The following is a 23,240-nucleotide window of genomic DNA, read 5'->3' on the forward strand; positions in this document are numbered from 1 at the left end:
ACGTACTTTAAGTACGCGCCGCTCCGGTTCTCGAAGAACCACGCTATTCGACTCGCCAGAGCGAATTCTGAAAGGTCCTATGCCGGCGCTTGTAGTTTAAGTGCCAATAGCTTTTCTGCTTCCGCCACTACCTCCACCGGCACAACACGCCCCCCATGCGAGGCCAGCAGTGTCGATGCGTAGCGTCCGCACGGGCCGGTCAGACCCGGCTCTGTTGCCAGGAAAATTGCGACCGTCGGCAGGCCAAAGGCACTGGCAAGATGGGTCAGCCCGGTGTCGGCGCCGATAACCAGCGTCGAGCCGCCGATAGTCGCGGCGATTTCGGACAGCGGCGATTTCGGTACCACGATCGTTGACGGCACGGCGCCTGCGATTGCCTCGGCCACGGTTTTCTCACGCTCGTTCGACCAGGTCGTGACCGGCGTCATCCCCCGCTCAATCAGGAGGCGGGCGGTTCCGATCCAGTCTTCGGCCGGCCATTTCTTGTCTTCGCGGCTGGTTCCGTGCAGCAGGAAGGCGGTTTTTCCAGAAGTGCCCGCCAGGGTGCCGGCGGGCGGCACGATGCCGGAGTCCAGCGTCGAAAGATCGGGTTGATAGGCGAGCGCCAGGCCAAACAACCGCCGCGTCCGTTCGATGGCGTGGAGGTCGCGCGGGACGGCATACGTGGCATCGTAGAACAGCGTCGCTGAGGGTTCGCGCGCGCTCGAACGGTCGAAGCCGGCAATGGGGGAGCCCGCCTGTCTTGCCACCAGGGCCGATTTCAGCAGGCCTTGCGCGTCGATGACCAGATCGTAGCGGCAATTGCGCAAGGTGCGGCGCAGGGCGGCCGCCTCGCGCCAGGTGGCGCCGTCAAGCAGCGCCTTGCGCCAGCGCCGGATCGCCACCGTATGAATCTTGTCGATCGCCGGGTGAAGCGCGACGATTCCGGCGAATGCCTCTTCGACGCACCAGTCGAAGGTCAGGTCCGGGCGGTGGCGACGGGCATCCTCGACCGCCGGAAAGGTGTGGATGACATCGCCCATCGACGACGTCTTGACGATCAGCACCTTCATGCCGCGGCCGGAATTTCCAGCAGCCGGTCCGCCGCTGCCGCGACCTGGCCGACTTCCAGCGTCTTCAGGCAGTTGAGGTGGCCGAGCGGACAGACCTTCTGGTGGCAGGGCGAGCACGACAGGCCGAGCCAGACCAGCTCGCGGCGCTCCGCCAGCGGTGGCGTGTTTTCGGGCGAGGTCGAGCCGTAGACGGCGACGATCGGCGTGCCGACGGCGGCCGCGACATGCATCAGTCCGCTGTCGTTGGACACAGCCAGCCTGGCGGCGGATATCAGGTCGATGGCGTCCTCCAGCCGCGTCTGTCCGGCGAGGTCGACGACGCCGGGGGCCAGGGCTGCGATCTCCGCCGTCACGTCGCGGTCGTTCTTCGAGCCGAACAGCGCAACCTTCAAGCCTTTGCCCATGAAACCGCTGGCAAGCCCGGCATAGCTTTCGCTGGGCCAGCGCTTGGCAGGGCCGAATTCCGCGCCGGGCATCAGGGCCACGAATTTCTGCGGCGCCAGCCCGAAACGGCCGAGCAGGTCGACCTGGTTTTTCGTGTCCACGCTAAGCCGGGGCGCCCGGAAACTGCCGCCCTGGGCAAGGCCGAAATAGGCCTGCGCGGTGCGTCGTTTGATGCTGTCGGGCAATGGCACGATGTCGGTCAGCAGGCCATAGCGCATCTCGCGCAGATTGCCGACACGGCGCGGAATGCGGGCAAAGAACGGAATCAGCGCCGACTTCCAGCTGCCCGGCAGGATATAGGCCATGTCGTAGCGGCCGCGCAGCAGGCGGCCGAAGCGGCGGCGATGGGTGAATTCGAGCGCGCCGGGTTTGAGCGGAAAGTCGATCTGCTGGCGGATTTCGGGCATGCGCTTGACCAGGGGTGCTGCCCAGGCAGGCGCCAGCACATCGATGGCGGCGTTGGGATACAACTCCTTCAGCGCCGAAAACAGGCACTGCGCCATCACCATGTCGCCCACCCAGCGTGGGCCGATCACGAGGATCGTTGGGCTTTCAGCCATTCGACATAGTCTCTGACACCGGTTTCCACTGTCCGGAATTGGCCATTGTAACCGGCCGCGCGCAAACGGGACATATCAGCTTGCGTAAAGCTCTGGTAGCTGCCCTTGAGATGGTCGGGAAAGGGGATGAATTCAATCTCCCCTTTACCCAACGTGTCGATCACCGTTTCGGCGATGGCGCGGAAGGGCTGGGCACGGCCGGTGCCGCAATTGAAGATGCCGCTTGAGCCCCGTTTCCACAGCCACAGATTGACGTCGGCGACATCACCGACATGGATGAAGTCACGGCTTTGTTCGCCGGGTCCGAATCCATCATAGGCGCCGAACAGTTTCGGGTTCTCGCCTCGCTCGACCTGGTTGAACAGATGGAAGGCGACGGAAGCCATGGCGCCCTTGTGCGCTTCGCGCGGGCCATAGACGTTGAAGTAGCGCAAGCCCACGACCTGTGAATGGTCGGCCTGCCCGGCGAACACGGTTCGCCTGACATAGTCGTCGAACAGCTTCTTGGAATAGGCGTATACGTTGAGCGGCCGTTCCAGCGCGGGATCCTCGAGGAACTCCGAGCCGCCGCCATAGACGGAAGCCGAGGAGGCATAAAGGAAAGGCACGCGCAAACTCTGGCTTGCATGCAGCAACCGTTTCGAGAAGGCGTAATTCACCTCCATCATGAATTTGCCGTTCCACTCGGTGGTGGTCGAGCAGGCGCCCTGGTGGAACACGGCCTCGATGCGGCCGAGCGAGCCGGCCTCCATGCGGGGCAGGAAATCGTCCTTGTCGAGATAGTCGGCGATCTTGAGATCGGCAAGATTGACGATCTTGTGACCGTCGGTAAGGTCGTCGACGACGAGGATGTCGTCATGCCCTTCGGCATTCAGCGCGGCGACGATGTTGGAGCCGATCATGCCGGCGCCGCCCGTGACGATGATCATGAAGGACCTCTGGTTGCTTGCGATTCCGGTCCTTATAGGGGAGGCTAGCCGGGCTGTCGACAAAGCCAGGTGCATGCGCCTGTCCTGCCATTTTATGCGCTTGTCTGTTTTGTCCATTTTGTCTATTATGGACAAAACAGGGTATCCCATGAAAAACTATCCGTCGACCGATCTGAAACAGAATCTTGGAGATGTGCTTGCAGCTGCCAGCCAGCAGCCGGTCTCCATCACTCGCCACAACAAGCCGAGATACGTCCTGATGAGCATCGAGGCCTACGAAGCGCGCTTCGGCAACGACAGCCGCCGCGTCTACGCTGCGAAGGACGCCCCGACCGAACATGTCGAGATGCTCGAGGAGTACGCCGCGGAATTGGACCGTGATTAAACCCGCTGCTGCGGACGTCTGGCGATATCCATATTTTTGGCATCGCCAACACGGAGACGGCGAGACCGAAGGCCGGAAGTCACGGCCTGTGGCCTTTGTGGCTGTCCTTCCTGGGAAGGCCGGGGGTACCAACCTCTTCCTACTTGCAATCACTTCCACACAGCCGGGCCGTGATCGCGTTGCCGTCAGCATCCCGGAAATTGAACGCCACCGTGCGGGCCTCGATCCTATGCCCCTTTGGGTCATGGTCGATGAGTACAATCATGATATCCTGGAAGCGTCGGCCTATTTCGAGCCGGGTGCGCGAATTGGCGCGTTCAGCCCGTCATTTCACAAGAAAATTATGTTCGCTTTTACTGCGGTTGTCCGCACGGGTCAGTCCAAAGCAATCCCGCGCGCGGACTGAATCGACAGGGCAGAGCACGATCGTGAGGGACCAAAAATGCCATCGACCGAACTGCTCATCGCGTTTTTCGCCACCACGGCGATCTTCGCCTACATTCCAGGCCCGGCCATGCTCTATGCCGCCGCGCAGACGATGGCGCGCGGCCGCTGGTCCGGCCTGACGGCGGCGCTGGGCATTCATCTGGGCGGCTACGTGCATGTTTTCGCCGCGGCCGCCGGGCTGTCGGTGCTGTTTCATGCCGTGCCGACGCTCTACCTGGCGGTCAAGCTGGTCGGTGCGCTCTATCTGATCTGGCTTGGCATCTCGCTGTTTCGCAAGCGCGCGGACGGCGATGCGGCGCTGCCCGCGATCGAGCGCAAATCGGCGCGGCGCGCCTTTTTCGAGAGCATCACCGTCGAGGTGCTCAATCCGAAGACAGCGATCTTCTTCATGGCGTTCCTGCCGCAATTCATCGACGCCTCGGCGGCGTTTCCGGTCTGGCTGCAGTTCGTCGTGCTCGGCACGATAGTCAATCTGATGTTCTCCTCGGCCGATATCGTCTGCGTGTTCCTGGCGGGCGCCGTGATCGGCCGCCTGCGGCGTTCGAGCCGCGCCCAGCGGCTGATGCAGCGGGCGGGAGGGGCGGTGCTGGTCGGGCTGGGCATCCATGTTGCCCTGCAGAAGAGCTGACGCATCGGACACTCGCGGGTCATGTCCTGACGTTGCGCTGCGTGGATTTGCGGTATATCGGCAGGCATGAACGATCCGGCCCGTAAATTGACAATTTTCATCACGATTGAGATTTGCCTTACCCTCGCGTTGCCAGTGACATGATCAAGCACAATCCGCCTTCTCCAGAACCATTGCACCGCGCCATTGCGCGGTTCGGCCAAGCCACCGTGCTGGTGGTCGGCGACTTCATCCTCGATCGTTTCGTCAACGGCGTCATCGAGCGGATCTCGCCGGAAGCGCCGATCCCGGTGCTGCATGGGCGCGGCGAGACCTCGACCATGGGCGGCGCCGGCAATGTCGTGGCCAACATCGTTTCGCTCGGCGCTGCCGCTGTCCCCGTTTCCGTCATCGGCGCCGATCTGGCGGGCGACAGTCTGGTGCGGATGCTGCGGGAACTTGGCGCCGATACGGCGGGCCTCGCGCAGGAGCGTGGTCGCATGACATCGTCCAAAAGCCGCTTCAGCGCGCTCAACCAGCAGGTGCTGCGTTTCGATGAAGAGGAGATCAAGCCACTCGGCGCCGCGGAGCGAGCCGGCCTGATCCGGCATTTCCGCGCCGCGCTGGCGCACGCCGACATCGTCATCCTGTCCGATTACGGCAAGGGCATCCTGCTCGACGGCGTCGCCGGCGACTTGATCGCCATCTGCCGCGAGGCTGGAAAGCCGGTGCTGGTCGACCCGAAGGGCCGCGATTACGCGCGCTATGCCGGGGCGACCGCCATCACCCCCAACCGCAAGGAACTCGGCGAGGCCGTCGGCCATGCGGTGTTCGCCGATGACGAGATCGTGGCTGCCGCGCGCCAGCTGATTTCGGCACATGGTTTCGATTTCGTCGTTGCGACGCGCAGCGAAAAGGGCATGAGCGTGGTCGGCCCCGACGAGGCGCGCCACATCGCAACTCAGGCGCGCGAAGTGTTCGACGTTTCGGGCGCCGGCGATACGGTGATCGCGAGCTTCGCGCTGGCGCTGGCCGTAGGCGCCGATACGGTCATGGCCGCTTCGATCGCCAATGCCGCTGGTGGCGTCGTTGTGGGAAAACGCGGCACAGCGCGGCTGACGGTCGAGGAACTCACCGGCGCGCTGTTCCGTTCACATGGGCCGACCGCCCACAAGGACGCCATCCTCGACGCCACATCGGCCGCCCGCATGGTGGCGGCGTGGAAGGAAGAGGGCCTGAGCGTCGGCTTCACCAATGGTTGCTTCGACATCCTGCATGCCGGCCATGTCAGCTTGCTGCACGCGGCGCGAAGCCAGTGCGACCGGCTGGTGCTCGGCCTCAACAGCGATGCCTCGGTGCGGCGCCTGAAGGGCGCCGGCCGGCCGGTCAACGACCAGCACGACCGCGCCTGCGTGCTGGCAGCACTCTCCTCGGTCGACGCGGTCGTGGTGTTCGAGGAAGATACGCCGCTGGCGCTGATCGAAGCGCTGCTGCCCGACATACTGGTCAAGGGCGCCGATTACACGGTCGATACCGTGGTCGGCGCCGATGTGGTGCAGAAGGCCGGCGGACGCGTCGTGCTGGTCGATCTCGTCGCTGGAAAAAGCACCACCAACACCATTGGCAAATTGCGCGCCGGCGGCACCACAAACTGAGGGTTTCATGTCCGACTTGAACGATTACCTTGTCCGCTCGGCGGCTGCCATATCAGCCATGGTCGAACGGGACCTGACCGGTGAGATGGAGCGGGCAGCGAGCGCGGTGGTGACGGCGCTTTCGTCGGGGAAGGCCTTGCTCATCGCCGGCAATGGCGGCTCGGCCAGCGACGCCATCCACATTGCCGGCGAACTGGTCGGCCGCTTTCTCAAGGAGCGCAAGGCCTACAATGTCATCGCGCTGCCGGCCAATGCGGCGGTGCTGACCGCCTGGGGCAACGACTATGGCTTCGACACGGTGTTTTCGCGCCAGGTCGAGGCGCATGGCGCGGCCGGCGGCGTGCTTCTGGCAATCTCGACCAGCGGCAATTCGCCGAGCATCCTCGCCGCCGCCGAACAGGCACGGAGGATGGACATGACGGTGATCGGCATGACCGGCGATACCGGCGGCAAGCTGAAGCCTCTGTCCGATATCCTGCTCAACGTTCCGTCGACCTCGACGCCGATCATCCAGCAGGGGCATCTGTGCCTTTATCATCATCTGTGCGAGGTGGTCGAAGCGCGCCTCAGCAATGGCTGATCCCACGACCTCTGGCCGCTATCCGCTGGCTGAGCCGGGCCTGTGGGTCGAGCAGGTCGGCTCAAAGGTGTTCGCCGCCGGCTCGCCGGCGCTGTTCCTCGATCGCGACGGCACCATCAATATCGATACGGGCTATCCGGATGATCCTGCCGAAATGGTGCTGCGCGCGGATATAGCCGCGGTGATAGCCGCCGCCAACGGGGCCGGCATTCCCGTCATCGTCGTCACCAACCAGTCCGGCATCGCGCGCGGCTATTTCGGCTGGAGCGATTTCGCCGCCGTCAATGGCCGCGTGCTCGAACTGCTACGCGCCGACAATGCGTTCGTCGACATGGTCCTTGCCTGCGCCTATCACGAGGCGGGCTCCGGCCCGCTCGCGGCCGCAGATCATCCGATGCGCAAGCCCAATCCGGGCATGCTGCTGGAGGCGGCCAGGCGCCTCGGGCTCGATCTGCGGCGTTCGCTGATCGTCGGCGACAAGGAGGCCGACATGGAGGCGGGACAACGCGCCGGCCTCTCGCAGGGCTGGCTGGTAGACGGGCAAGCGGCTGTCCGACGGGGCTTCACAATTCGGCCTTGGTGCGACCGCGCGGACTTCGACGGCCTGCTCGCCGCAATAGCTGCACTTGGGGCCGCCTCGGGCGCGCCCTAACGGTTTATACCCGATCGTTGTCCCGCCAGGCTTCATAGAGCTTGGCCTCGGTGGCGAACGAATACACCATCACCAGCATCGAATAGACGAACCCGTGCCGGCCGCACAGGAAGTAGCGCTTGGCCAGGTAAAACTTCAGGAAGTTGCCAAGCGGCGACAGCACCAGTCTTATCAGGCCAGGCTTCTTGGCTCGTTCGACCAGCGTGGCGACCTTGAGGCTGGAGTAGGTGTTGGCTCTCGCCAGATCCTCGGCAATAGTCATTTCGCGGCGATGCAGCAGCACGCCATTTTCTATGGTGCCGGTTTCGCCCGGCACCTCGAACGACTCATGGACCCGCAGATTGAGGTCCATGGTCGCCTTGTCGCGCCGGAAAAGACGCAGCAGCCTGTTGTGAAGCACCCAGCGGTGCGCATAGCCGTAACCCTTCAGCTTGTCGCGGCGCCTGATATACCATCCGTCGAAAGCGTCATTCCCAAGCTGCGTCACACTCATGATCGACTGCCTGAGAACGTCATCGATGGCCTCGTCGGCTTCAATCGAAAGGCACCACGGTTGCGTGGCCTGATCGAGCGCGAATTGCCGCTGACGAGGAAAGCCCGGCCAATCATTGTGAAACAGCCTTATCGGGTAGCCCTTGGCGATGAACGCATTGACGACGTCCAGAGTGCTGTCCGTCGAGCCTGAATCGACGACGATGATCTCGGCGCAGAAGTCGACGCTCTCCAGGCATTCGCCAATCATGTCGGCCTCGTTCATACAGATGACCAGCGCCGAAACCGGGCTAGAAAATCGAGTCATCGTCCCACCCCACGGCACACTGTTCTCGGAATTGGGCTGCCCTGCGCCACCTGTATTATGCAATCCCGAAAGCGCTATGCGCTTTTCCCAGGAAAACCGTTACACACTTTTTCTGCAATTGCTCTAGGAAACCAGCAAGGCGGCTACGGCAGGACATCCGGCTTCACAGAAGTGCCTATCGAACGCCAAAGCGGCGCTGATATGGCGAGGCGTTCAAGCCGCATCGGCGAAAGCCGGTTGCGGTTCACCGGCTCAAGGCTGTGCGAACGAGACCAAGCCTTCGTCCTTGACCCGGCGGATGGTGAGCGCTGTGCGCACCGTGTCGACATTCGGGGTCGAGGTCAGTTCCTCGATGACGAAGCTCTGGAAGGCGCCGAGGTCGCTCGCCACGCAATGCAGGAGGAAATCGGATTCGCCCGACACCATCCAGGCGTCGCGTACGATAGGCCAGCCGCGGGTGCGCTCGGCAAAGATGCGCAGCTCGGCATCGGCTTGATGATGCAGGCCGACCAGGCAGAAGGCAACGACATCAAGGCCGAGCGCTGGTGCGTTGAGCAGAGCGCGGTAGCCACGGATGATGCCGGCTTCCTCCAGGCGCTTGACGCGGCGCAGGCATGGCGGTGCCGAAATGCCGACGCGGTTCGACAGTTCGACATTGGTCATGCGGCCGTCGCCCTGCAATTCGCGCAGGATCTTCCAGTCGATGGCGTCGAGGTCGGCCTTGAGCGGCATGAGGGCTCTCGATCATGAGGGGCAACACGCAAGAATCTTGCGTGATTTTGTAATTAAACGACTTCGCTGTCCATTCCATCCTTCGCCCGGAATATTTCGCGGGATCCGCGGGCGACAGGGTGTGACAAAGCTTTCCGGGGACGAACTCCAACTTGCCTTGCTGGCGTCGTGGGCAACACTTACATTACGCGCGACAATGATCGAGTTTTCCATGCCGCAATTGCCGGCAGCCCTCCGCAGAGGCTTTAGATGACCACCAAGCACGCGCCCGTTCTCATCATCGGTTCCGGCCCGGCCGGCTATACGGCGGCGGTCTACGCCGCCCGCGCCATGCTGAAGCCGATGCTGGTCGCCGGCCTGCAGCAGGGCGGGCAGTTGATGATCACCACCGATGTCGAGAACTATCCCGGCTTCGCCGACCCGATCCAGGGTCCGTGGCTGATGGAGCAGATGCTGAAACAGGCCGAGCATGTCGGCACCGACATCATCAACGACATCATCACCGAGGTCGACCTCAACGTGCGACCGTTCCGTGCCAAGGGCGATTCCGGCACCACCTACACCGCCGACGCGCTGATCATCGCCACCGGCGCGCAAGCGAAATGGCTGGGCATCCCGACCGAGCAGGACTTTATGGGTTTTGGAGTCTCGGCCTGCGCCACCTGCGACGGCTTCTTCTACCGGGGCAAGGATGTCGCGGTGATCGGCGGCGGCAATTCGGCGGTGGAAGAGGCGCTCTATCTGTCCAATCTCGCCAAGAGCGTGACGGTGATCCACAGGCGCAGCGATTTTCGCGCCGAACGTATCCTGCGCGAGCGGCTTCTGAAGAAGGACAATGTCCGCGTCATCTGGGACACGATCGTCGACGAGATCACCGGTCGGCCCGGCAAGACGCCGCTGCCGCCCTCGGTCGAAGGGCTGAAGCTCAAGCATGCGGTGACCGGCGAGGTGTCGCACCTCAAGATCGACGGCGTGTTCGTGGCCATCGGCCATGCGCCGGCGGTTGAACTGTTCGCCGGCAAGCTCAAGCAGAAGCCGAACGGCTATCTGTGGACGGCGCCGGATTCGACCCGCACCGATGTGCCGGGCGTGTTCGCGGCCGGCGATGTGACCGACGATATCTACCGCCAGGCGGTGACGGCAGCGGGGCTTGGCTGCATGGCCGCACTCGAGGCGGAGAAGTATCTGGCCGGCATCGAAGTGCATCGCGAAGCGGCCGAGTAGAGAGTTCAGAGAGCGGCTTAGAAACGCCGTGTAAAAGCCTGATTTTTCATTCAGACGCCAAAACAGAACGAGGGGAATCATGGCGTTGGACTGGGACAAGCTACGCGTGTTTCACGCTGCGGCGGAGGCGGGGTCGTTTACCCATGCGGCCGAGACATTGCATCTGTCACAATCGGCGATCTCGCGGCAGGTCAGCGCGCTCGAGCATGATGTCGGCGTGCCGCTGTTCAACCGCCACGCCCGCGGGCTGGTGTTGACCGAGCAGGGTGAGATGCTGTTTCGCACGGCGCATGACGTGCTGATGAAGCTGGAGACCATCAAGTCCCGGCTGACCGAGACCAAGGATCGCCCGTCGGGCGTGCTGCGGGTAACGACGACGGTGGGGCTGGGCGCCGGCTGGCTAACCGAGCGGGTGCAGGAATTCATCGAACTCTATCCTGAAATCAGCCTGCAGTTGATCCTCGCCAACGAGGAGCTCGATCTCACCATGCGCCAGGCCGATTGCGCCATTCGGCTGCGCCAGCCGCAGCAGCCGGACCTGATCCAGCGCCGCCTGTTCACCGTGCATTTCCACCTCTACGCGGCCCCATCCTATGTCGCCAAGCATGGCAGGCCGTCTTCCGTCGCCGAGCTGAAGGCCCATCGCATCGTCACCTTCGGCGTGCCGGTGCCGTCGCATCTGTCGGAGCTGAACTGGCTGGAAACGGTCGGTGATTTCGAAGGCGGACAAAGGGTGCCGACGCTGCAGATCAACGACATATTGTCGATCAAGCGGGCGGTGCAGGGCGGTGCCGGTATCGCCATGCTGCCGGACTATGTGATCAGCAAGGACTCCGACCTCGTGCAGCTGCTGCCGGAGACCGAGGTGCCGTCTTTCGACACCTATTTTGCTTATCCGGACGCGATGAAGAACCAGGCCAAGCTGCACGTGTTCCGGGACTTTATCATCGCCAAGGCGAGAAGCTGGTCATTCTAAGGACATGTCGATTGCCTGGCCCGACCTGAGCCTCAACATGCCCTGAGACGGCGCTGCCGGTTTCACCTACCCCCGCCAGGGCGACAGTCGAGGCAACCAGCCGGGTACGTTGCGGCGGTAGGCGTCGTATTCGGCGCCGTACCGATGAGCCAAAGTCGGCTCCTCGTAGAACCGCACGAAAGAGCCCATGGCGATCGCGCCGATGACCGCATAAGCGGCCAGCGTCCAGCTCGAGAACAGCAATGCCTGGCCGAGGATGATCGACAGCACGGCGACATACATCGGGTTGCGGACATGACGGTAGATGCCGCCGATCACCAGCCTCTCGGTTGGCGCGACCGGAGCGGGCGTGCCGAGGCCCTCAAGCGCGAATCGACCGAAGGCATGCAGCAGTGCTGCGATCGCGACGGCGATCAGAAGCCCGCCGACAGGGACAAAGCCCGGCAGACCAGACCACGGCAAGCCCCAGCGATCGGTCAACAGCCAGGGCACCAGCCCGGCAACCACGCAGGGCGCCGCGATGAAGAAGGCCGCACTGCCGGCGATCGCCGAAAACGTCCGCATTGGCTGCTTCCTCCCGATTGCCTTAGAAATGCACGCCTGCTGCCTGCTTCCACATCATTGCCCGGTTTTGGCATTTTGAGCCGAAAGCCAGCCGAGATCGGCGATTCTGTGGTTGCAATTGCCCGATTCGGCGGCCCATTTTCGACGATTCTGCTGGTCCTATTGGCTTCTGGAATGGGTTAGACCACAGCCTGCGTCTTTTTGCATGCGTGTGTTGCAAAATAGATGCTTGTTTCTTGGGCATGATGAGCACATATATAGATCATCTCCTGGGCGCGTTCTCCTCCCATTAGCGCCCTCGAGTGTTCCCCTCTGGAGGTTAGCCTTAACAGGCACTCCAATCAAACTCAGCCGGATCTTCATTGATCCGGCTTTTTTGTTGCCTGTGCTCTGCTGGGCCGGCAAAAAATTCCATCACAATTGCCACGTAACGGTGACATGTAACCTCTGGTAACATAGCCCGGGCGCCCGCGACCTGCTATGTGGATCATAGGACGCGGTGTGGTTCGGACGGGAGATGGGGGCATCACTCGTACGGCCCGGGCTCAGGCGGCTACCGCGTCCGAACCGTTTTGCCGCCGAACTCGGCGGCACCAAATGCGGCGGACCTGCCGTTTTACCTCCCAAGGAAACGGTCCGCGAACAAAACGACGTCCGGTCCCCGCCGGACGTCGTTTTCTTTTGTCCCCTCGAATCAGGTTCGAGAGGAACGCTACGCCATCAGGCAGCCTTGCCGTTGGTGTTCATCGCCTCGTCGGCCAGACGGCCGGTGAGTTCGGCCATGTGGTCGAAGACGGCACGGTAGCTGGCAACGCCCGCGGTCGCCGAGCGCAACTCGATGATCAGGTCGCCGATCTCGGCTTGCGGCATGGTTGCCTCGACGACATCCCATCCTGGCCAGCCAGGCCGCGCGTCGTAGCCGAGTATCTGGCCGCGCCGTTGCGGGATGAGAGCGATGATCTTCGAGGTGGCGTCGGAGGGTGTGACGATCTCGACCTTCATCACGGGCTCCAGGAGCACCGGCAAGCACGCGGCCATGCCTTCCTTCATTGCCAGCCTGGCCGCCATCTGGAAGGCCATGTCGGAGGAATCGACCGCATGGTAGGAGCCGTCCGACAGGTTGACTGCGACATCCACGACCGGAAAGCCCAGCGGCCCGGATTTCAGATAGTCGCGCACCCCGGTCTCGACCGACTGGATGTAGGTCTTGGGCACGACGCCGCCGGTAATGGTGTCGGTGAACTGGAAGCCGGAGCCGCGCGGCAGCGGCTTGATCTCGATCACCACGTCACCGAACTGGCCATGTCCGCCGGACTGTTTCTTGTGACGGCCGCGCTGTTGCGCCGATTTGCGGATCGTCTCGCGATAGGGCACCGCCGGCGGATGGCCTTCGACCGGTATCTGGTTCTTGCCTTCCAGCCGCTCGCGCACCACGCGCAGATGCATCTCGCCATGGCCCGACAGCACGGTTTCAGCCGAGTCCTGGTTGTGGCGCAGGCTGAGCGAGGGGTCCTCCTCGGCCAGCCGCTGGATGGCAGCCGACATTTTCACTTCGTCCTTGCGCTCCTTGGGACGGAGCGCGAAGGCGAAGACCGGCTGCGGCGGCTCGAACTGGACGAGCGGCTTGATGCCGCCCTTGGCCGAACTCAGCGTCTGGCCGGTCTTGACCTCGTCCAGCTTGCCCAGCGCGACCGTATCGCCGGCCTTGGCGATGGAGAGCTTGGACTGGTCCTTGCCGAGCATCCGGTAGATGCCGGAAACCTTGGCCGTGTCGCCGCCGGGCAGCCAGAGTTCGGAACCGTCGACGACCTGGCCGGAGAGGATGCGCGACACCGACAGCTTGCCGCCATGCGAGGTGTGGATGGTCTTCATCACCTGGACCAGGGTAGCCGCGCCGTCGGGTGCACCGAGCCGCTTGCGGGTCGCCTCGATGTCAGGCGCGTCGTGGCGGATCGCCTTCAGGAGACGCAGCACGCCGTTGCCTTTCTCGGCGGTGCCGATCAGCACCGGGGTCACCGCGCCGTCGCGCAGGTCGGCGGCGAGATCGTCGAAGATCGCGTCCTTGGGCGGTTCGATCTCCTCGAGCAGCTGTTCCATCAACTGGTCATCATGGTCGGCCAGCGTCTCCAGCATCGAGAAACGCGCTTCGAGCTCGCGCGCCTTCTCGTCGCCGGGAATCTGCGCCACCTCGCTTTCGGCATATTCGCGATAGATGTAGGCGCGCTCCAGCGCCAGGTCGATCGAACCAATGACGACGCCGTCCTTGCGCAGCGGAATCTGGCGCAGCAGCAATGGCACGGCACTGGCCGGCTGCAGCATCTTCAGCGTGTCGCGCACGCCGGTGATTGCCTTGTCGACCTTGTTGAGAAACAGGATGCGCGGCACGCCGAGATCGTCGAGCTTGCGCATGATCAGTTGCAGGGCAGGGATCTTCTTTTCATCGGCCTCGGCCACGACCACCGCGAGGTCGCAGGCGGCCAGCACCGGTTCGGCTTCGAAAGAGAATTCGATGGAGCCGGGACAGTCGACGAAGGTGATCTGCTCGCCCATGAATTCGGTGGTGGCGATCGTCGCCTCGACGCTCATGGCGTGGGCGCGCGCCTCGGGCGAATGATCTGAAACGGTGTTGCCTGATGAAACGGGATTTTGTCGGGGAATTGAGCCCGTACGGGCCAATATGGCTTCGAGAAGTGTCGTCTTACCGCTTGCGAAGGGACCGACTATGGCAATGCATTTCGGTCCCGTGCGTCGTCCTCCGGCGCGAGTACCCATGACTGACCTCCACTCAGGCGTTTCCCGTAGGACCGACTGGCATGCATGGTTCAGGCGTGGTCAATCGGTCCTGAGCGGCGGCCGGCCTGTTCGACCGTCGCGGGCGCGGTTCTTTTCAAGTCCACCTGCCCAAAGCCATCGTCCCACTTGTTTGCCGGCAGGGCAAGGAAAATAGAAATCCTTTGCTCGGCCGTGGACCCGTGCTGGCCATATAGGGGGCTGGCAGCCGGAAGCTGTTGCACGTCGGCCGATATCGGCGGAAACTGAAGCTGGCGACCCGTCGCCCGCTGTTTTGAAGGACCATCGACCCATGAAGATCATTGCCTGCGGCAGCGTGCCGACCGTCATCGCGCCGGAAAAATACTTCACCGGCCGGGTGCTGCAGACGCCGATCATCGAGAAAGAGGCGCCGGCGCGGCTGCGAGCCACGCTGGTCAGCTTCGAGCCGGGCGCGCGCACCCACTGGCATACGCATCCGCTTGGCCAGACGCTCTACGTGACGGTGGGCGCCGGGCTTGCCCAGACGTGGGGCGGCCCGATCCAGCAGATCAGGGCGGGCGACGTCATCTCGTTCGCGCCTGGCGAAAAACACTGGCATGGCGCGGCGCCGAAATCGGCGATGACGCATATCGCCATGCAGGAGGCGCTCGACGATGTCCATGCCGACTGGCTGGAAGCGGTGACATCGGAACAATATGACGGCTGAATGCTCAGTCCGCAGGAACCCGGCTTCTATTCCAGCCGCAACATTTTCAGAAGAGGGCGACTCGCGGCGAGTCCCGTACCATGGCGCAGGCCATACTCAGTCGCCGGATCGACAGCGCCATGCCGCCCGTTCAACTGACCGTCCGTCAGTAATTTGCGAAACTCACGTCCGGACATAGCCATGTCAAAGCACCGTTTGCCCCTGGTCGCCGCTGTCTATCTTGGTTCGTTCGTGGCTCTGCTCGACGTCAGCATCGTCAATGTCGCGCTGCCGACCATCCAGCAGGCGTTGCAAACCGATTTCGGCGGCCTGCAATGGGTGGTCGACGCCTACACGCTGTGCCTGTCGGCCTTCATGCTGTCGTCCGGCCTGATCGGCGACCGCTATGGCCGCAAGCGCTCATGGCTGGCCGGCGTCGGCATCTTCGTGGCCGGCTCGCTGATCTGCGCCGTCGCGCCCAATTTGCCGGTGCTGCTGGCCGGCCGGGTCGTACAGGGCATCGCCGGCTCGCTGCTCATTCCAGGCGCGCTGTCGATCCTGACGCAAGCCTTTCCCGATGCGCGCCAGCGCACCGGCGTCATTGGCGGCTGGGCGTCGTTCGCCGCCACCTCTCTGCTCGTTGGTCCCGTCCTCGGTGGCATCCTGGTCGAGACCGTCGGCTGGCAAAGCATCTTCCTGATCAACCTGCCGCTTGGTCTGATCACGATCGCGCTCGGTGCTGCTTCGATCAACGAGACGGCGCATCCCGAACATGCCCATCTCGATCTCGTCGGCCTGGCTCTCAGCATCCTGTGGCTGGGGGCGCTGACCTTTGGCCTGATCTCGGCCGGCGAGAATGGTTGGGGCGAGCCAAGGACGGTCACGGCGCTCATCGCAGGTGTCGTCGGCCTGGCTGCTTTCCTCGGCTTCGAGGCGCGCACGGCACGGCCGATGCTGCCGCTTGGCCTGTTCCGTGACGTCCGCTTTGCCGTCGCCAATGTCGCTTCGTTCGCGCTCGGCTTCACCTCCTATTCCAGCGTCTTCTTCTTCTCGATGTTCCTGCAGCAGGTGCAGGGCTGGTCGCCGACGCAGACCGGCCTGCGCATGGCGCCGGCCTTCATCGTCCAGATCGTGGTGTCGCCGTGGATCGGCAGGCTGAGCGCGCGCTATGGTCACTCCGCGCTGATGACCATCGGCTATGTTGCTATCGGCCTGTCCATGCTCGGCATGTGCTGGGCCGGTCCTTCGACGTCCTACGCGACGCTGTGCCTTCTGTTCGCCATCGGCGGCCTCGGCAATGCGCTTGCAATCCCGACCGGCAGCGCTGCCGCCATGTCCTATGCGCCGCGCGAACGCTCGGGCATGGTGTCGGCGGTCATCAATGCCACCCGCCAGAGCGGTCTTGCCATCGGCATCGCCTTGCTCGGCGCCTTGATGAGCATGCGGGCAACCAACCTTTTGACCGGGTATCTCGGCGATGCCGGTGTCGCCAACGCGGAAGCGGTCGCCCGTGCTGCAATTTCGCGGCATGATTTCGCAACCGATGCGGCGATGGGCGAAAGCGGCGTGCATGAACTCTATGCTGCCGCCTATGCCGGCGGCTTCCATGCCGCCATGCTGACGGCAGCGATCGGCGCGTTCCTCACCGCCGCACTGCTGGTTGCCGTGCTGGCGCCGGCCGAGGCGCGCTCGGCCAAAGAGACCAAGCACGAGGCGTGAGGCTGACGGCCCATTGAAAACCCGGCAGTGAAGCCGGGTTCTGCGTTCAAAGTGCGCCGCTCAGGTCAGCGAAGCCGTAAAGCGCTGGATGCGCGTGCAGGCTTCCTCCAGAAGCGTCTCCGAGGTGGCGTAGGAGATGCGGAAGTTGGGGCCGAGGCCGAAGGCCGAGCCGAACACCACCGCGACGCCCTCGGCTTCGAGCAATTCCGAGCAGAAGGTTTCGTCGGTGTCGATCGGCTTGCCGGCCTTGGTCTTCTTGCCGATCAACTGGGCGCAGGAGGGATAGACATAGAAGGCCCCTTCCGGCGACGGACAGGTGATGCCGCGCGCCTGGTTGAGCATCGAGACGACGAGGTCGCGACGGCCTTGAAAGATCGCCTTGTTTTTGGCGATGAAATCCTGCGGGCCATTCAGCGCCTCGACGGATGCCCATTGCGCGATGGTGCAGGCGCCCGATGTCTGCTGGCCCTGGATCATGTCCATCGCCTTGATCAGTTGGACCGGGCCCGCCGCATAACCGATGCGCCAGCCGGTCATTGCATAGGCTTTCGACACGCCGTTCATGGTCAGCGTGCGCTCGTAGAGCTTAGGCTCGACCTCGGCGATGGTCCTGAAGACGAAATCGCCATAGGTCAGGTGCTCGTACATGTCGTCGGTCAGCGTCCAGACATGCGGATGCTTCAACAGCACGTCGGCCAGAGCGCGCAGTTCGGCCTCGGTATAGGCGGCACCCGACGGGTTCGACGGCGAGTTCATCAGCAGCCATTTGGTCTTCGGCGTGATCGCCTTTTCCAGCACGGAAGCGGTCAGTTTGAAGCCGTTGTCGATCGAGGTGTCGGCAAACAAGGAGGTGCCGCCGCAGATCGCCACCATCTCGGGGTAGCTGACCCAGTAGGGGCGAGGAATGATGACCTCGTCGCCGGGGTTCAGCGTCGCCATGAAGGCGTTGAACAGGATCTGCTTGCCGCCCGTACCGACGATGGTCTGCTCGGGCTTGTAGTCGAGATTGTTCTCGCGCTTAAACTTTTTTGCGATCGCCTCGCGCAGCGGCACGATGCCCGAAACCGGCGGATACTTGGTTTCGCCGCGGCGGATCGCCTCGATTGCCGCATTCTTGATGTTGTCGGGCGTGTCGAAATCCGGTTCGCCGGCGCCGAGGCCGATAATGTCACGGCCGGCATTTTTCAGCTCGCGCGCTTTCTGCGTGACCGCGATGGTGGCGGAAGGCTTCACGCGCGAAAGGGTGTCGGCAAGAAAGGCCATGAGCTTGACGTCTCCATGGAAGATCGGCGCGGCCAGGAGCGACCGCGGCGCTTCTCATGTCGCATGATTTCGCGCAACGCAAGCATTGTCGGCTGATCCAGGTCTCAAGGAGCTGTGATCGGACCCGGGGTCGGCAACAATAAATTCATTAACGAGCGGTAGAGGCTTGAGTGGCAGGATCGCAGACCAATTGCGGAGCGAGGAACCGTGTCGCGCAGCGTCGGGCTTGCCCACATCATCCGTCAGGACGACGGCACCTCCACCGGTGTCTGGGGCATCTACACGTTGCAAAGCGCTTTCCAGCCGATCTTCGCCTTCAAGGAAGGCAAGCTGTCGGTGGTCGCGTTCGAAGGGCTGATCCGACCGTTCCGCGACGGCGAGCCACAATCGCCGATGAATTTCTTCTCGACCTGTCCGGCCGCCGACCGGCTGCATATCGAGGCGCTGACCAGGACGCTGCATCTTCTCAACGCCGGTGCCTGCCTGCCGCAGGAAGCGTCGATCTTTGTTAATTTCGACCCGTCGGTGTTCACCGAACGCACTGTTGCCGACGCTGCCTTGCGCGAAATGCGGCTCGTGCTGCACGAGGCCGGCATCGACCCGCGTCGCGTCGTCTGCGAGGTGACCGAGCAGCGGTCGGCGTCGCAGGAAGCCTTGCACGGCTTCGTCGCGGCATTGAGAGCCAACGGTTTCCGCATCGCCGTCGACGACTATGGCGCCGACGATTCCGACATCAACCGGGTCAAGGAGTTGAAGCCGGATATCGTCAAGTTCGATGCCTACTGGATCACGCAGCTGATGGAGTCCGGCGCCGGCTTCGCGTTGCTGACCACCATGGTGAAGAACTTCGAGGAGCAAGGCATCCATACGGTGTTCGAAGGCATCGAGGAGGGCTGGCAACTGGAGCTCGCCGAGAAATCGGGTGCGTCGATGGTGCAGGGTTTCGTGCTGGCGCGGCCCGAATTGGCGCCGACCAGCTTTGGCGTCTTCGACAAGGCCGGGCAGGCGCCTGTCGCTGCTGCCGTCGACACGTCGGCTGCTGCCGTGGCAACGCCTTCGGCGCGGCCGGTCAAGGCCTTCGGGCGTCGCGTGGCGACATGAGAGGTGATCGGCGGCGCAATGTCGGCGATGCGATCCGGGTCGACGAAGTCGGCATCGAATACGGCATGTATGGCGAGTTCCGGCTGCGCAGCGCCTATCAGCCGATTTTCGCGCCGCGCGGCCGGTTCCTTCACGCGGTCGCGGCCGAAGCCCTGATCGAGCCGCACCGTGCGGGCCGCCCCGGCGCGCCAAAGATATTCTTCGAAAGCGTTGCCGTCTCGGACCGGCTGTTTGTGGAAACCATGTGCCGGGCGCTGCATCTCAGGAATTTTCGCAATATCGGCGTCGACGGGCTCGACCTGTTCTTCAACTACAATCCGTTGATCAACGACCATGCCGGGCGGGCACTGGCCGAGATTCGCCTGATGACCAGGCATCTCGGCGAGTTCGGCCTGGCGCCGGCCATGCTGGTCTGCGAAATCACCGAACAGGCGGCGGACGACGCGCTTCTCGCGCGGCTGGTGCGCGAAATGCGGCGCGACGGCATCCGCATCGCCATCGACGATTTCGGCACCGGGCACTCGACCGAGGAGCGGGTGAGCCTGCTCAAGCCCGACATCGTCAAGATCGACGGCACCTGGTTCGCGGAGTTCTGTCGCCACGCTGCCGCCGAACGGTTCTTCCGCCCGCTGGTTTCCAGCTTGCATGACCGCGGCGCCAAGGTGCTGGTCGAAGGCATCGAGCAGCCCACCCATCTGCGCGTCGCGCTCGAAGGCGGCGTCGACCTGCTGCAGGGTTTTCTCCTCGCCCGCCCAGCCTTGGCGGGGACCGTTTTCGAGGAAGAGCCACTGAACATCGACACGCTGCTGGGTACCGGCGGCAATGTCGTCCCGCTGTTCGGCTAGGGGCGCCACTATTCACACATCAGCGGCGCTGATCGTCGCGACAAAACAAATCATTGGTTGAGTCCGCCGCCGCTGCGATAATCGCGCGGAGACAGTGCTCGGGGGAACAGCCATGATACTTTGCGGCATGATCGACAGCGGCAATTGCTACAAGCCGCGCCTGCTGATGGCGAAGCTTGGCCTGGCCTTCACCAACGTCGAGGTGAGTTCGCACACAGGCGACACACGCAAAGCCGACTTTGTCGCCAAGAACCCGAACGCCATGGTGCCGCTGCTCGAGTTCGACGATGGCCGGCGGCTGGCCGAATCCAACGCCATCCTGCTCTATCTCGCCGAAGGCACACGCTTCCTGCCGGCGGACAGGTATGAGCGTGGGCTCGCGTATCAATGGCTGTTCTTCGAACAATACAGCCACGAGCCCTACATCGCCGTGCGCAAGGCGCTGCTGACCTTTCCCGAACGTGCTGGGGATGCGACCCCGGAGCGGCTGGCGGTGACGCTGGAGCGCGGCAACAAGGCGCTCGGCGTGATGAACAGGCATCTGGAAAACAATGCCTTCTTCGCCGGCAGCGCGCTCAGCGTCGCCGACATCGCGCTCTATGCCTATACGCATACGGCGGAGCAGGGCGGTTTCCAGCTCGACGCCTATCCGGCGGTGTCGGCATGGCTTGGCCGCGTGGAAGCGGATCCGGGGCATGTGCCGATCGAGTGGGTGGGGTAGCCTTCTCCTCCTGAAGGAGGGGCTATTTCAACAAATGGTCGTAGTCGGCGTGGGTGCCGACCCAGAACCAGATCACATCTTCATTGTTGCGTATGGCAACAGCCCGATAGTTTTCGTCAACTCGCGCCGACCAATAGCGACCGACCTGTTTGAAATGCAGTGAGGGATGAAAAGGATCGAACGCAGTCGGGCAAAACGCCTGTCCGCCTTTGCTCTGATTGACGATGGCGGTTTTTCATAAGCCTCCCAGAACGATGGAGAGGCGACGTGGTTCACAGAGGCCGCGTCCGACCAGCGCGATGGTCAGCCAGCGCCTGTTCGGCAAGCCTGTCCAAACGGCCCGCCTTCGCGTCGGCTTCCATCTGCCGGTCCCACATATCCGCCTGGAGCGCCTCGAACCAGGCGGCAAACGCCTTCAGTTCCTCGGGGCTCAGTTCGGCGACGGATTTTTCGATCTGCTCAAGTTTGGTCATGGCCGAATGGTACCACTACTGGGCTAAAAGTACCACAAGTTGGAACCATAGTGCGGGCTGCGCCACCTAACCCAGACAGCAAAAAAGGCGGGATAAATCCCGCCTTCCCATGCTTGGTAGCCTGATCGGGAGCGTCCGGTCCGGGCTGGCAGCTATCTGCTGATCCAGCTTGTCGGGTCTTTCCGCTCCAGCGCGCTTCTCGCGCGACTGTCAGTACATCCGTGACTTGCCGCGCGCCCCGAACTCTCGCCCGGCGCGCGCTATCGCAAAATCAGGCTGCCTTGCTCAGAGATCCAGCGGACGACTTGCCAGTGCGGCGGTCCTGCTCGATCTCGAAGTTGATCTTCTGGCCTTCGACCAGGGTCGACAGTCCAGCACGCTCGACAGCGGAGATGTGGACGAAAACGTCCGCGCCGCCCGCGTCAGGCTGAATGAAGCCGAAGCCCTTGGTGGCGTTGAACCACTTGACCGTTCCAGTTGCCATTTAGATAGTCCTTCACATTTGCTTTAGATTGACCGGACCGAGGTCCAGCCGGTGTGCATCGAGATTTTGGAGATAGACGTCAGCAAACGCGATTATCGCGAGGCCCGGATCGATCGGCCGAAATATCAATGGAAGGCATATAGGCTGCTTTCGCACAAAAAACAAGACTGTGTGAGAAAGCCGTGATCAGGGCGCTGCCCAATGGCCGCCCCAATCGCGTGAGAGCGTCACGACGGATCGCGACGTCCCTGGGCGGCGGATCAGGGAGAGGACCATGAAAACCATTCTGCTTGCCGCCTGCCTGACGCTTGTCGCCGCTCAGGCTCAGGCGATCTCGCGCTACGACCCGACGCGTATGAGCTGCGGCAAGGTTCAGGCGACGATCGCCCGGCAGGGGGCGGTCATCCTGCGCTACCAGTCGAAGCGGGTGCCGGGACTGCCGCTCTACGACCGCTATGTGCAGAGCCAGCGATTCTGCAGCATGGGCGAGGTGAGGACACGAGCCTACGTGCCGAGCGCCGACACAAAGTCCTGCCCGGTCTACAACTGCAAGCGGCCGGACAACGACCGGCATTTCCGCCGGCGGTTCTTCCATAACAACTAGCGCTTGTCGACCGGCAGCCATTGCTCTCAATCCCGGATATGTTCCGTGAGCATGGACACGAATTGCGTCACCTTTTGCGGGCGAAAGCGCGCCGCCGGATAGACCACGTGAATGCCGCCGGAGGGCAGCGCCCAGTCGGGGAGCACGTGGACGAGGCGGCCTTGCGATAGATAGTCGACGACCAGATAGTCCGGCAGAACCGCCAGTCCGCCGCCGGCGAGCGTCGCTTCCAGTACGGCGGGCGTCGAGTTGATGGAGAACGCCTCGCGCAGGGTGATGGTGCGCGGCTCGGAATCGCCTCGGGTGAAGTTCCAGGTGAACGGCTTGCGAAGCACGGCATTGGCAACGAGCGGCAAGGAAGAAAGATCTTCCGGCTTGTCCACCCTGATCCCGGCCGCGAAATCCCGCGACGCGACCAGGATTTGCCGGAAGGTGCCGATGCGTCGCGCCTGCTGGCTGGAGTCATCCAGCCAGCCAACCCGGATGGACAGGTCGATCTTGTTGCCGATCAAGTCAATTATGGCATCGGAAATGACCAGTTCGACGCCGCAGGCCGGAAATCTCTGGCGAAAGCGGGCGGCGATCGGGGCCAGCACGATCGCGCCATAGTCATTGGACGCGGAAACACGCAGCACACCGGCCACCTCGGCGTTGGCCTCGCCAACCTCGGCGACCGCTTCTTCGACATCCCGCAGGATCAGAACGCAGCGTGCATGCAGAAGACGGCCTGCTTCCGTCGGCTCGACCCTTCGCGTCGTGCGCACGAGAAGCGTGGTCCGCAGCTCAGCCTCGAGGCGAGCGACTTGTTGGCTGACGACTGTTTTCGTGATGCCAAGCCGCTCGGCCGCGCGGGTAAAGGAACCTGCGTCGACCACGGTGGCAAAATAGGCGAGGCGATTGAGGTTTATCGATTCCACCACGAAGGCTCATTGTAAGCTTTCAACATACAGTTTGTATTATTACGGCC

25 protein-coding genes and 1 pseudogene are annotated in these 23,240 nt (G+C 63.0%); 14 read left to right on the top strand and 12 right to left on the bottom strand.

Features of this window, described 5'->3' with window-relative positions; translation table 11 throughout:
* Positions 1-77 precede the first annotated feature (77 nt).
* Genes waaC through rfaD form a run of 3 tightly spaced genes read right to left on the bottom strand, consistent with a single transcriptional unit; the run spans position 78 to position 2,985 of the window.
* The gene (gene waaC / locus EN949_RS04355) at positions 78-1,052 is read right to left on the bottom strand and encodes a lipopolysaccharide heptosyltransferase I (protein ID WP_127366637.1); all 975 of its coding nucleotides are present in this window, start codon (positions 1,050-1,052) and stop codon (positions 78-80) included.
* Positions 1,049-2,056 (bottom strand): lipopolysaccharide heptosyltransferase II, encoded by a 1,008-nt coding sequence (gene waaF, locus EN949_RS04360; protein WP_127366636.1) that lies wholly within the window; start codon positions 2,054-2,056, stop codon positions 1,049-1,051. The genes waaC and waaF overlap by 4 nt, the downstream gene beginning before the upstream one ends.
* A complete protein-coding gene (gene rfaD, locus EN949_RS04365; protein WP_063170316.1) occupies positions 2,029-2,985 on the bottom strand; it encodes an ADP-glyceromanno-heptose 6-epimerase in 957 nt (318 codons plus the stop codon). The genes waaF and rfaD overlap by 28 nt, the downstream gene beginning before the upstream one ends.
* On the opposite strand from rfaD, the gene EN949_RS36400 reads away from it, so the two are divergent.
* The 6 genes from EN949_RS36400 (at position 2,957) to EN949_RS04395 (ending at position 7,311) form a co-directional block, all read left to right on the top strand.
* Positions 2,957-3,370 (top strand): type II toxin-antitoxin system Phd/YefM family antitoxin, encoded by a 414-nt coding sequence (locus EN949_RS36400; RefSeq protein ID WP_224675156.1) that lies wholly within the window; start codon positions 2,957-2,959, stop codon positions 3,368-3,370. The two genes, rfaD and EN949_RS36400, sit on opposite strands and share 29 nt — an antisense overlap.
* Entirely contained in the window at positions 3,363-3,776 is a 414-nt protein-coding gene (locus tag EN949_RS04375; protein ID WP_245459272.1) for a hypothetical protein, read from the top strand. The genes EN949_RS36400 and EN949_RS04375 overlap by 8 nt, the downstream gene beginning before the upstream one ends.
* A gap of 36 nt (positions 3,777-3,812) precedes the next feature.
* The gene (locus EN949_RS04380) at positions 3,813-4,445 is read left to right on the top strand and encodes a LysE family translocator (RefSeq protein ID WP_027162112.1); all 633 of its coding nucleotides are present in this window, start codon (positions 3,813-3,815) and stop codon (positions 4,443-4,445) included.
* 140 nt (positions 4,446-4,585) lie between these two features.
* Positions 4,586-6,079 carry a D-glycero-beta-D-manno-heptose-7-phosphate kinase gene (rfaE1, locus tag EN949_RS04385; protein WP_127367029.1) on the top strand — a complete coding sequence of 498 codons (1,494 nt, stop codon included), beginning with the start codon at positions 4,586-4,588 and terminating at the stop codon, positions 6,077-6,079.
* A 7-nt stretch (positions 6,080-6,086) separates the two neighbouring features.
* Positions 6,087-6,659, top strand: a complete 573-nt coding sequence (locus EN949_RS04390) for an SIS domain-containing protein (RefSeq protein ID WP_024504153.1) — start codon at positions 6,087-6,089, stop codon at positions 6,657-6,659.
* Entirely contained in the window at positions 6,652-7,311 is a 660-nt protein-coding gene (locus tag EN949_RS04395) for an HAD family hydrolase (RefSeq protein WP_027162110.1), read from the top strand. Before EN949_RS04390 ends, EN949_RS04395 begins: the two co-directional genes overlap by 8 nt.
* A 4-nt stretch (positions 7,312-7,315) precedes the next feature.
* On the opposite strand, the gene EN949_RS04400 is transcribed toward EN949_RS04395, so the two are convergent.
* Positions 7,316-8,110: a glycosyltransferase family 2 protein gene (locus tag EN949_RS04400; RefSeq protein WP_063172903.1), complete on the bottom strand. Its 795-nt coding sequence runs from the start codon at positions 8,108-8,110 to the stop codon at positions 7,316-7,318.
* A 252-nt stretch (positions 8,111-8,362) separates the two neighbouring features.
* Positions 8,363-8,842 (bottom strand): Lrp/AsnC family transcriptional regulator, encoded by a 480-nt coding sequence (locus tag EN949_RS04405; protein ID WP_013530077.1) that lies wholly within the window; start codon positions 8,840-8,842, stop codon positions 8,363-8,365.
* A 249-nt stretch (positions 8,843-9,091) separates the two neighbouring features.
* Between EN949_RS04405 and trxB the strand changes: the two genes are divergently transcribed.
* Entirely contained in the window at positions 9,092-10,066 is a 975-nt protein-coding gene (trxB, locus tag EN949_RS04410; protein WP_013530078.1) for a thioredoxin-disulfide reductase, read from the top strand.
* A gap of 79 nt (positions 10,067-10,145) precedes the next feature.
* Positions 10,146-11,042: a LysR family transcriptional regulator gene (locus EN949_RS04415; protein WP_013530079.1), complete on the top strand. Its 897-nt coding sequence runs from the start codon at positions 10,146-10,148 to the stop codon at positions 11,040-11,042.
* A 66-nt stretch (positions 11,043-11,108) separates the two neighbouring features.
* On the opposite strand, the gene EN949_RS04420 is transcribed toward EN949_RS04415, so the two are convergent.
* Positions 11,109-11,606 carry an isoprenylcysteine carboxylmethyltransferase family protein gene (locus EN949_RS04420; protein ID WP_027162108.1) on the bottom strand — a complete coding sequence of 166 codons (498 nt, stop codon included), beginning with the start codon at positions 11,604-11,606 and terminating at the stop codon, positions 11,109-11,111.
* 720 nt (positions 11,607-12,326) lie between these two features.
* On the bottom strand, positions 12,327-14,378 hold the full coding sequence (locus tag EN949_RS04425) for an elongation factor G (RefSeq protein WP_013530081.1): 2,052 nt from the start codon (positions 14,376-14,378) through the stop codon (positions 12,327-12,329).
* A 310-nt stretch (positions 14,379-14,688) separates the two neighbouring features.
* Between EN949_RS04425 and EN949_RS04430 the strand changes: the two genes are divergently transcribed.
* Together EN949_RS04430 and EN949_RS04435 are read left to right on the top strand one after the other, a co-directional pair.
* Complete coding sequence (locus EN949_RS04430; RefSeq protein WP_024504148.1) at positions 14,689-15,084, top strand: cupin domain-containing protein; 396 nt, start codon at positions 14,689-14,691, stop codon at positions 15,082-15,084.
* Positions 15,085-15,264: 180 nt separating this feature from the next.
* Entirely contained in the window at positions 15,265-16,782 is a 1,518-nt protein-coding gene (locus tag EN949_RS04435) for an MFS transporter (RefSeq protein WP_127366873.1), read from the top strand.
* Positions 16,783-16,842: 60 nt separating this feature from the next.
* Here the strand turns inward: EN949_RS04435 and EN949_RS04440 are convergent, their stop codons facing one another.
* Complete coding sequence (locus tag EN949_RS04440) at positions 16,843-18,045, bottom strand: pyridoxal phosphate-dependent aminotransferase (protein WP_127366872.1); 1,203 nt, start codon at positions 18,043-18,045, stop codon at positions 16,843-16,845.
* Positions 18,046-18,252: 207 nt separating this feature from the next.
* Between EN949_RS04440 and EN949_RS04445 the strand changes: the two genes are divergently transcribed.
* The 3 genes from EN949_RS04445 (at position 18,253) to EN949_RS04455 (ending at position 20,712) form a co-directional block, all read left to right on the top strand.
* Positions 18,253-19,146 carry an EAL domain-containing protein gene (locus EN949_RS04445; RefSeq protein WP_063168805.1) on the top strand — a complete coding sequence of 298 codons (894 nt, stop codon included), beginning with the start codon at positions 18,253-18,255 and terminating at the stop codon, positions 19,144-19,146.
* Positions 19,143-19,991: an EAL domain-containing protein gene (locus tag EN949_RS04450; protein WP_063172901.1), complete on the top strand. Its 849-nt coding sequence runs from the start codon at positions 19,143-19,145 to the stop codon at positions 19,989-19,991. Before EN949_RS04445 ends, EN949_RS04450 begins: the two co-directional genes overlap by 4 nt.
* 112 nt (positions 19,992-20,103) lie before the next feature.
* On the top strand, positions 20,104-20,712 hold the full coding sequence (locus EN949_RS04455; protein WP_127367157.1) for a glutathione S-transferase family protein: 609 nt from the start codon (positions 20,104-20,106) through the stop codon (positions 20,710-20,712).
* Between the two features lie 22 nt (positions 20,713-20,734).
* Here EN949_RS04455 and EN949_RS36405 read toward each other — a convergent pair.
* The 3 genes and pseudogenes from EN949_RS36405 to EN949_RS04470 all read right to left on the bottom strand — a co-directional run bounded on the left by EN949_RS36405 (position 20,735) and on the right by EN949_RS04470 (position 21,669).
* Positions 20,735-20,988 (bottom strand): annotated as a pseudogene (locus EN949_RS36405) (hypothetical protein).
* Positions 20,985-21,185 (bottom strand): hypothetical protein, encoded by a 201-nt coding sequence (locus tag EN949_RS04465; protein WP_013530089.1) that lies wholly within the window; start codon positions 21,183-21,185, stop codon positions 20,985-20,987. The pseudogene EN949_RS36405 and the gene EN949_RS04465 overlap by 4 nt, the downstream one beginning before the upstream one ends.
* A gap of 271 nt (positions 21,186-21,456) precedes the next feature.
* Complete coding sequence (locus EN949_RS04470; RefSeq protein WP_010910991.1) at positions 21,457-21,669, bottom strand: cold-shock protein; 213 nt, start codon at positions 21,667-21,669, stop codon at positions 21,457-21,459.
* A 274-nt stretch (positions 21,670-21,943) separates the two neighbouring features.
* Here EN949_RS04470 and EN949_RS04475 point away from each other — a divergent pair, with 274 nt between their 5' ends.
* Positions 21,944-22,273 (top strand): hypothetical protein, encoded by a 330-nt coding sequence (locus EN949_RS04475; protein WP_027162103.1) that lies wholly within the window; start codon positions 21,944-21,946, stop codon positions 22,271-22,273.
* 26 nt (positions 22,274-22,299) lie between these two features.
* Here the strand turns inward: EN949_RS04475 and EN949_RS04480 are convergent, their stop codons facing one another.
* Positions 22,300-23,190 carry a LysR family transcriptional regulator gene (locus EN949_RS04480; RefSeq protein WP_024504141.1) on the bottom strand — a complete coding sequence of 297 codons (891 nt, stop codon included), beginning with the start codon at positions 23,188-23,190 and terminating at the stop codon, positions 22,300-22,302.
* Between the last annotated feature and the right edge of the window lie 50 nt (positions 23,191-23,240).

Source organism: Mesorhizobium sp. M7A.F.Ca.US.007.01.2.1, from assembly GCF_003998165.1.
Taxonomy (GTDB): Bacteria; Pseudomonadota; Alphaproteobacteria; order Rhizobiales; family Rhizobiaceae; genus Mesorhizobium; species Mesorhizobium ciceri.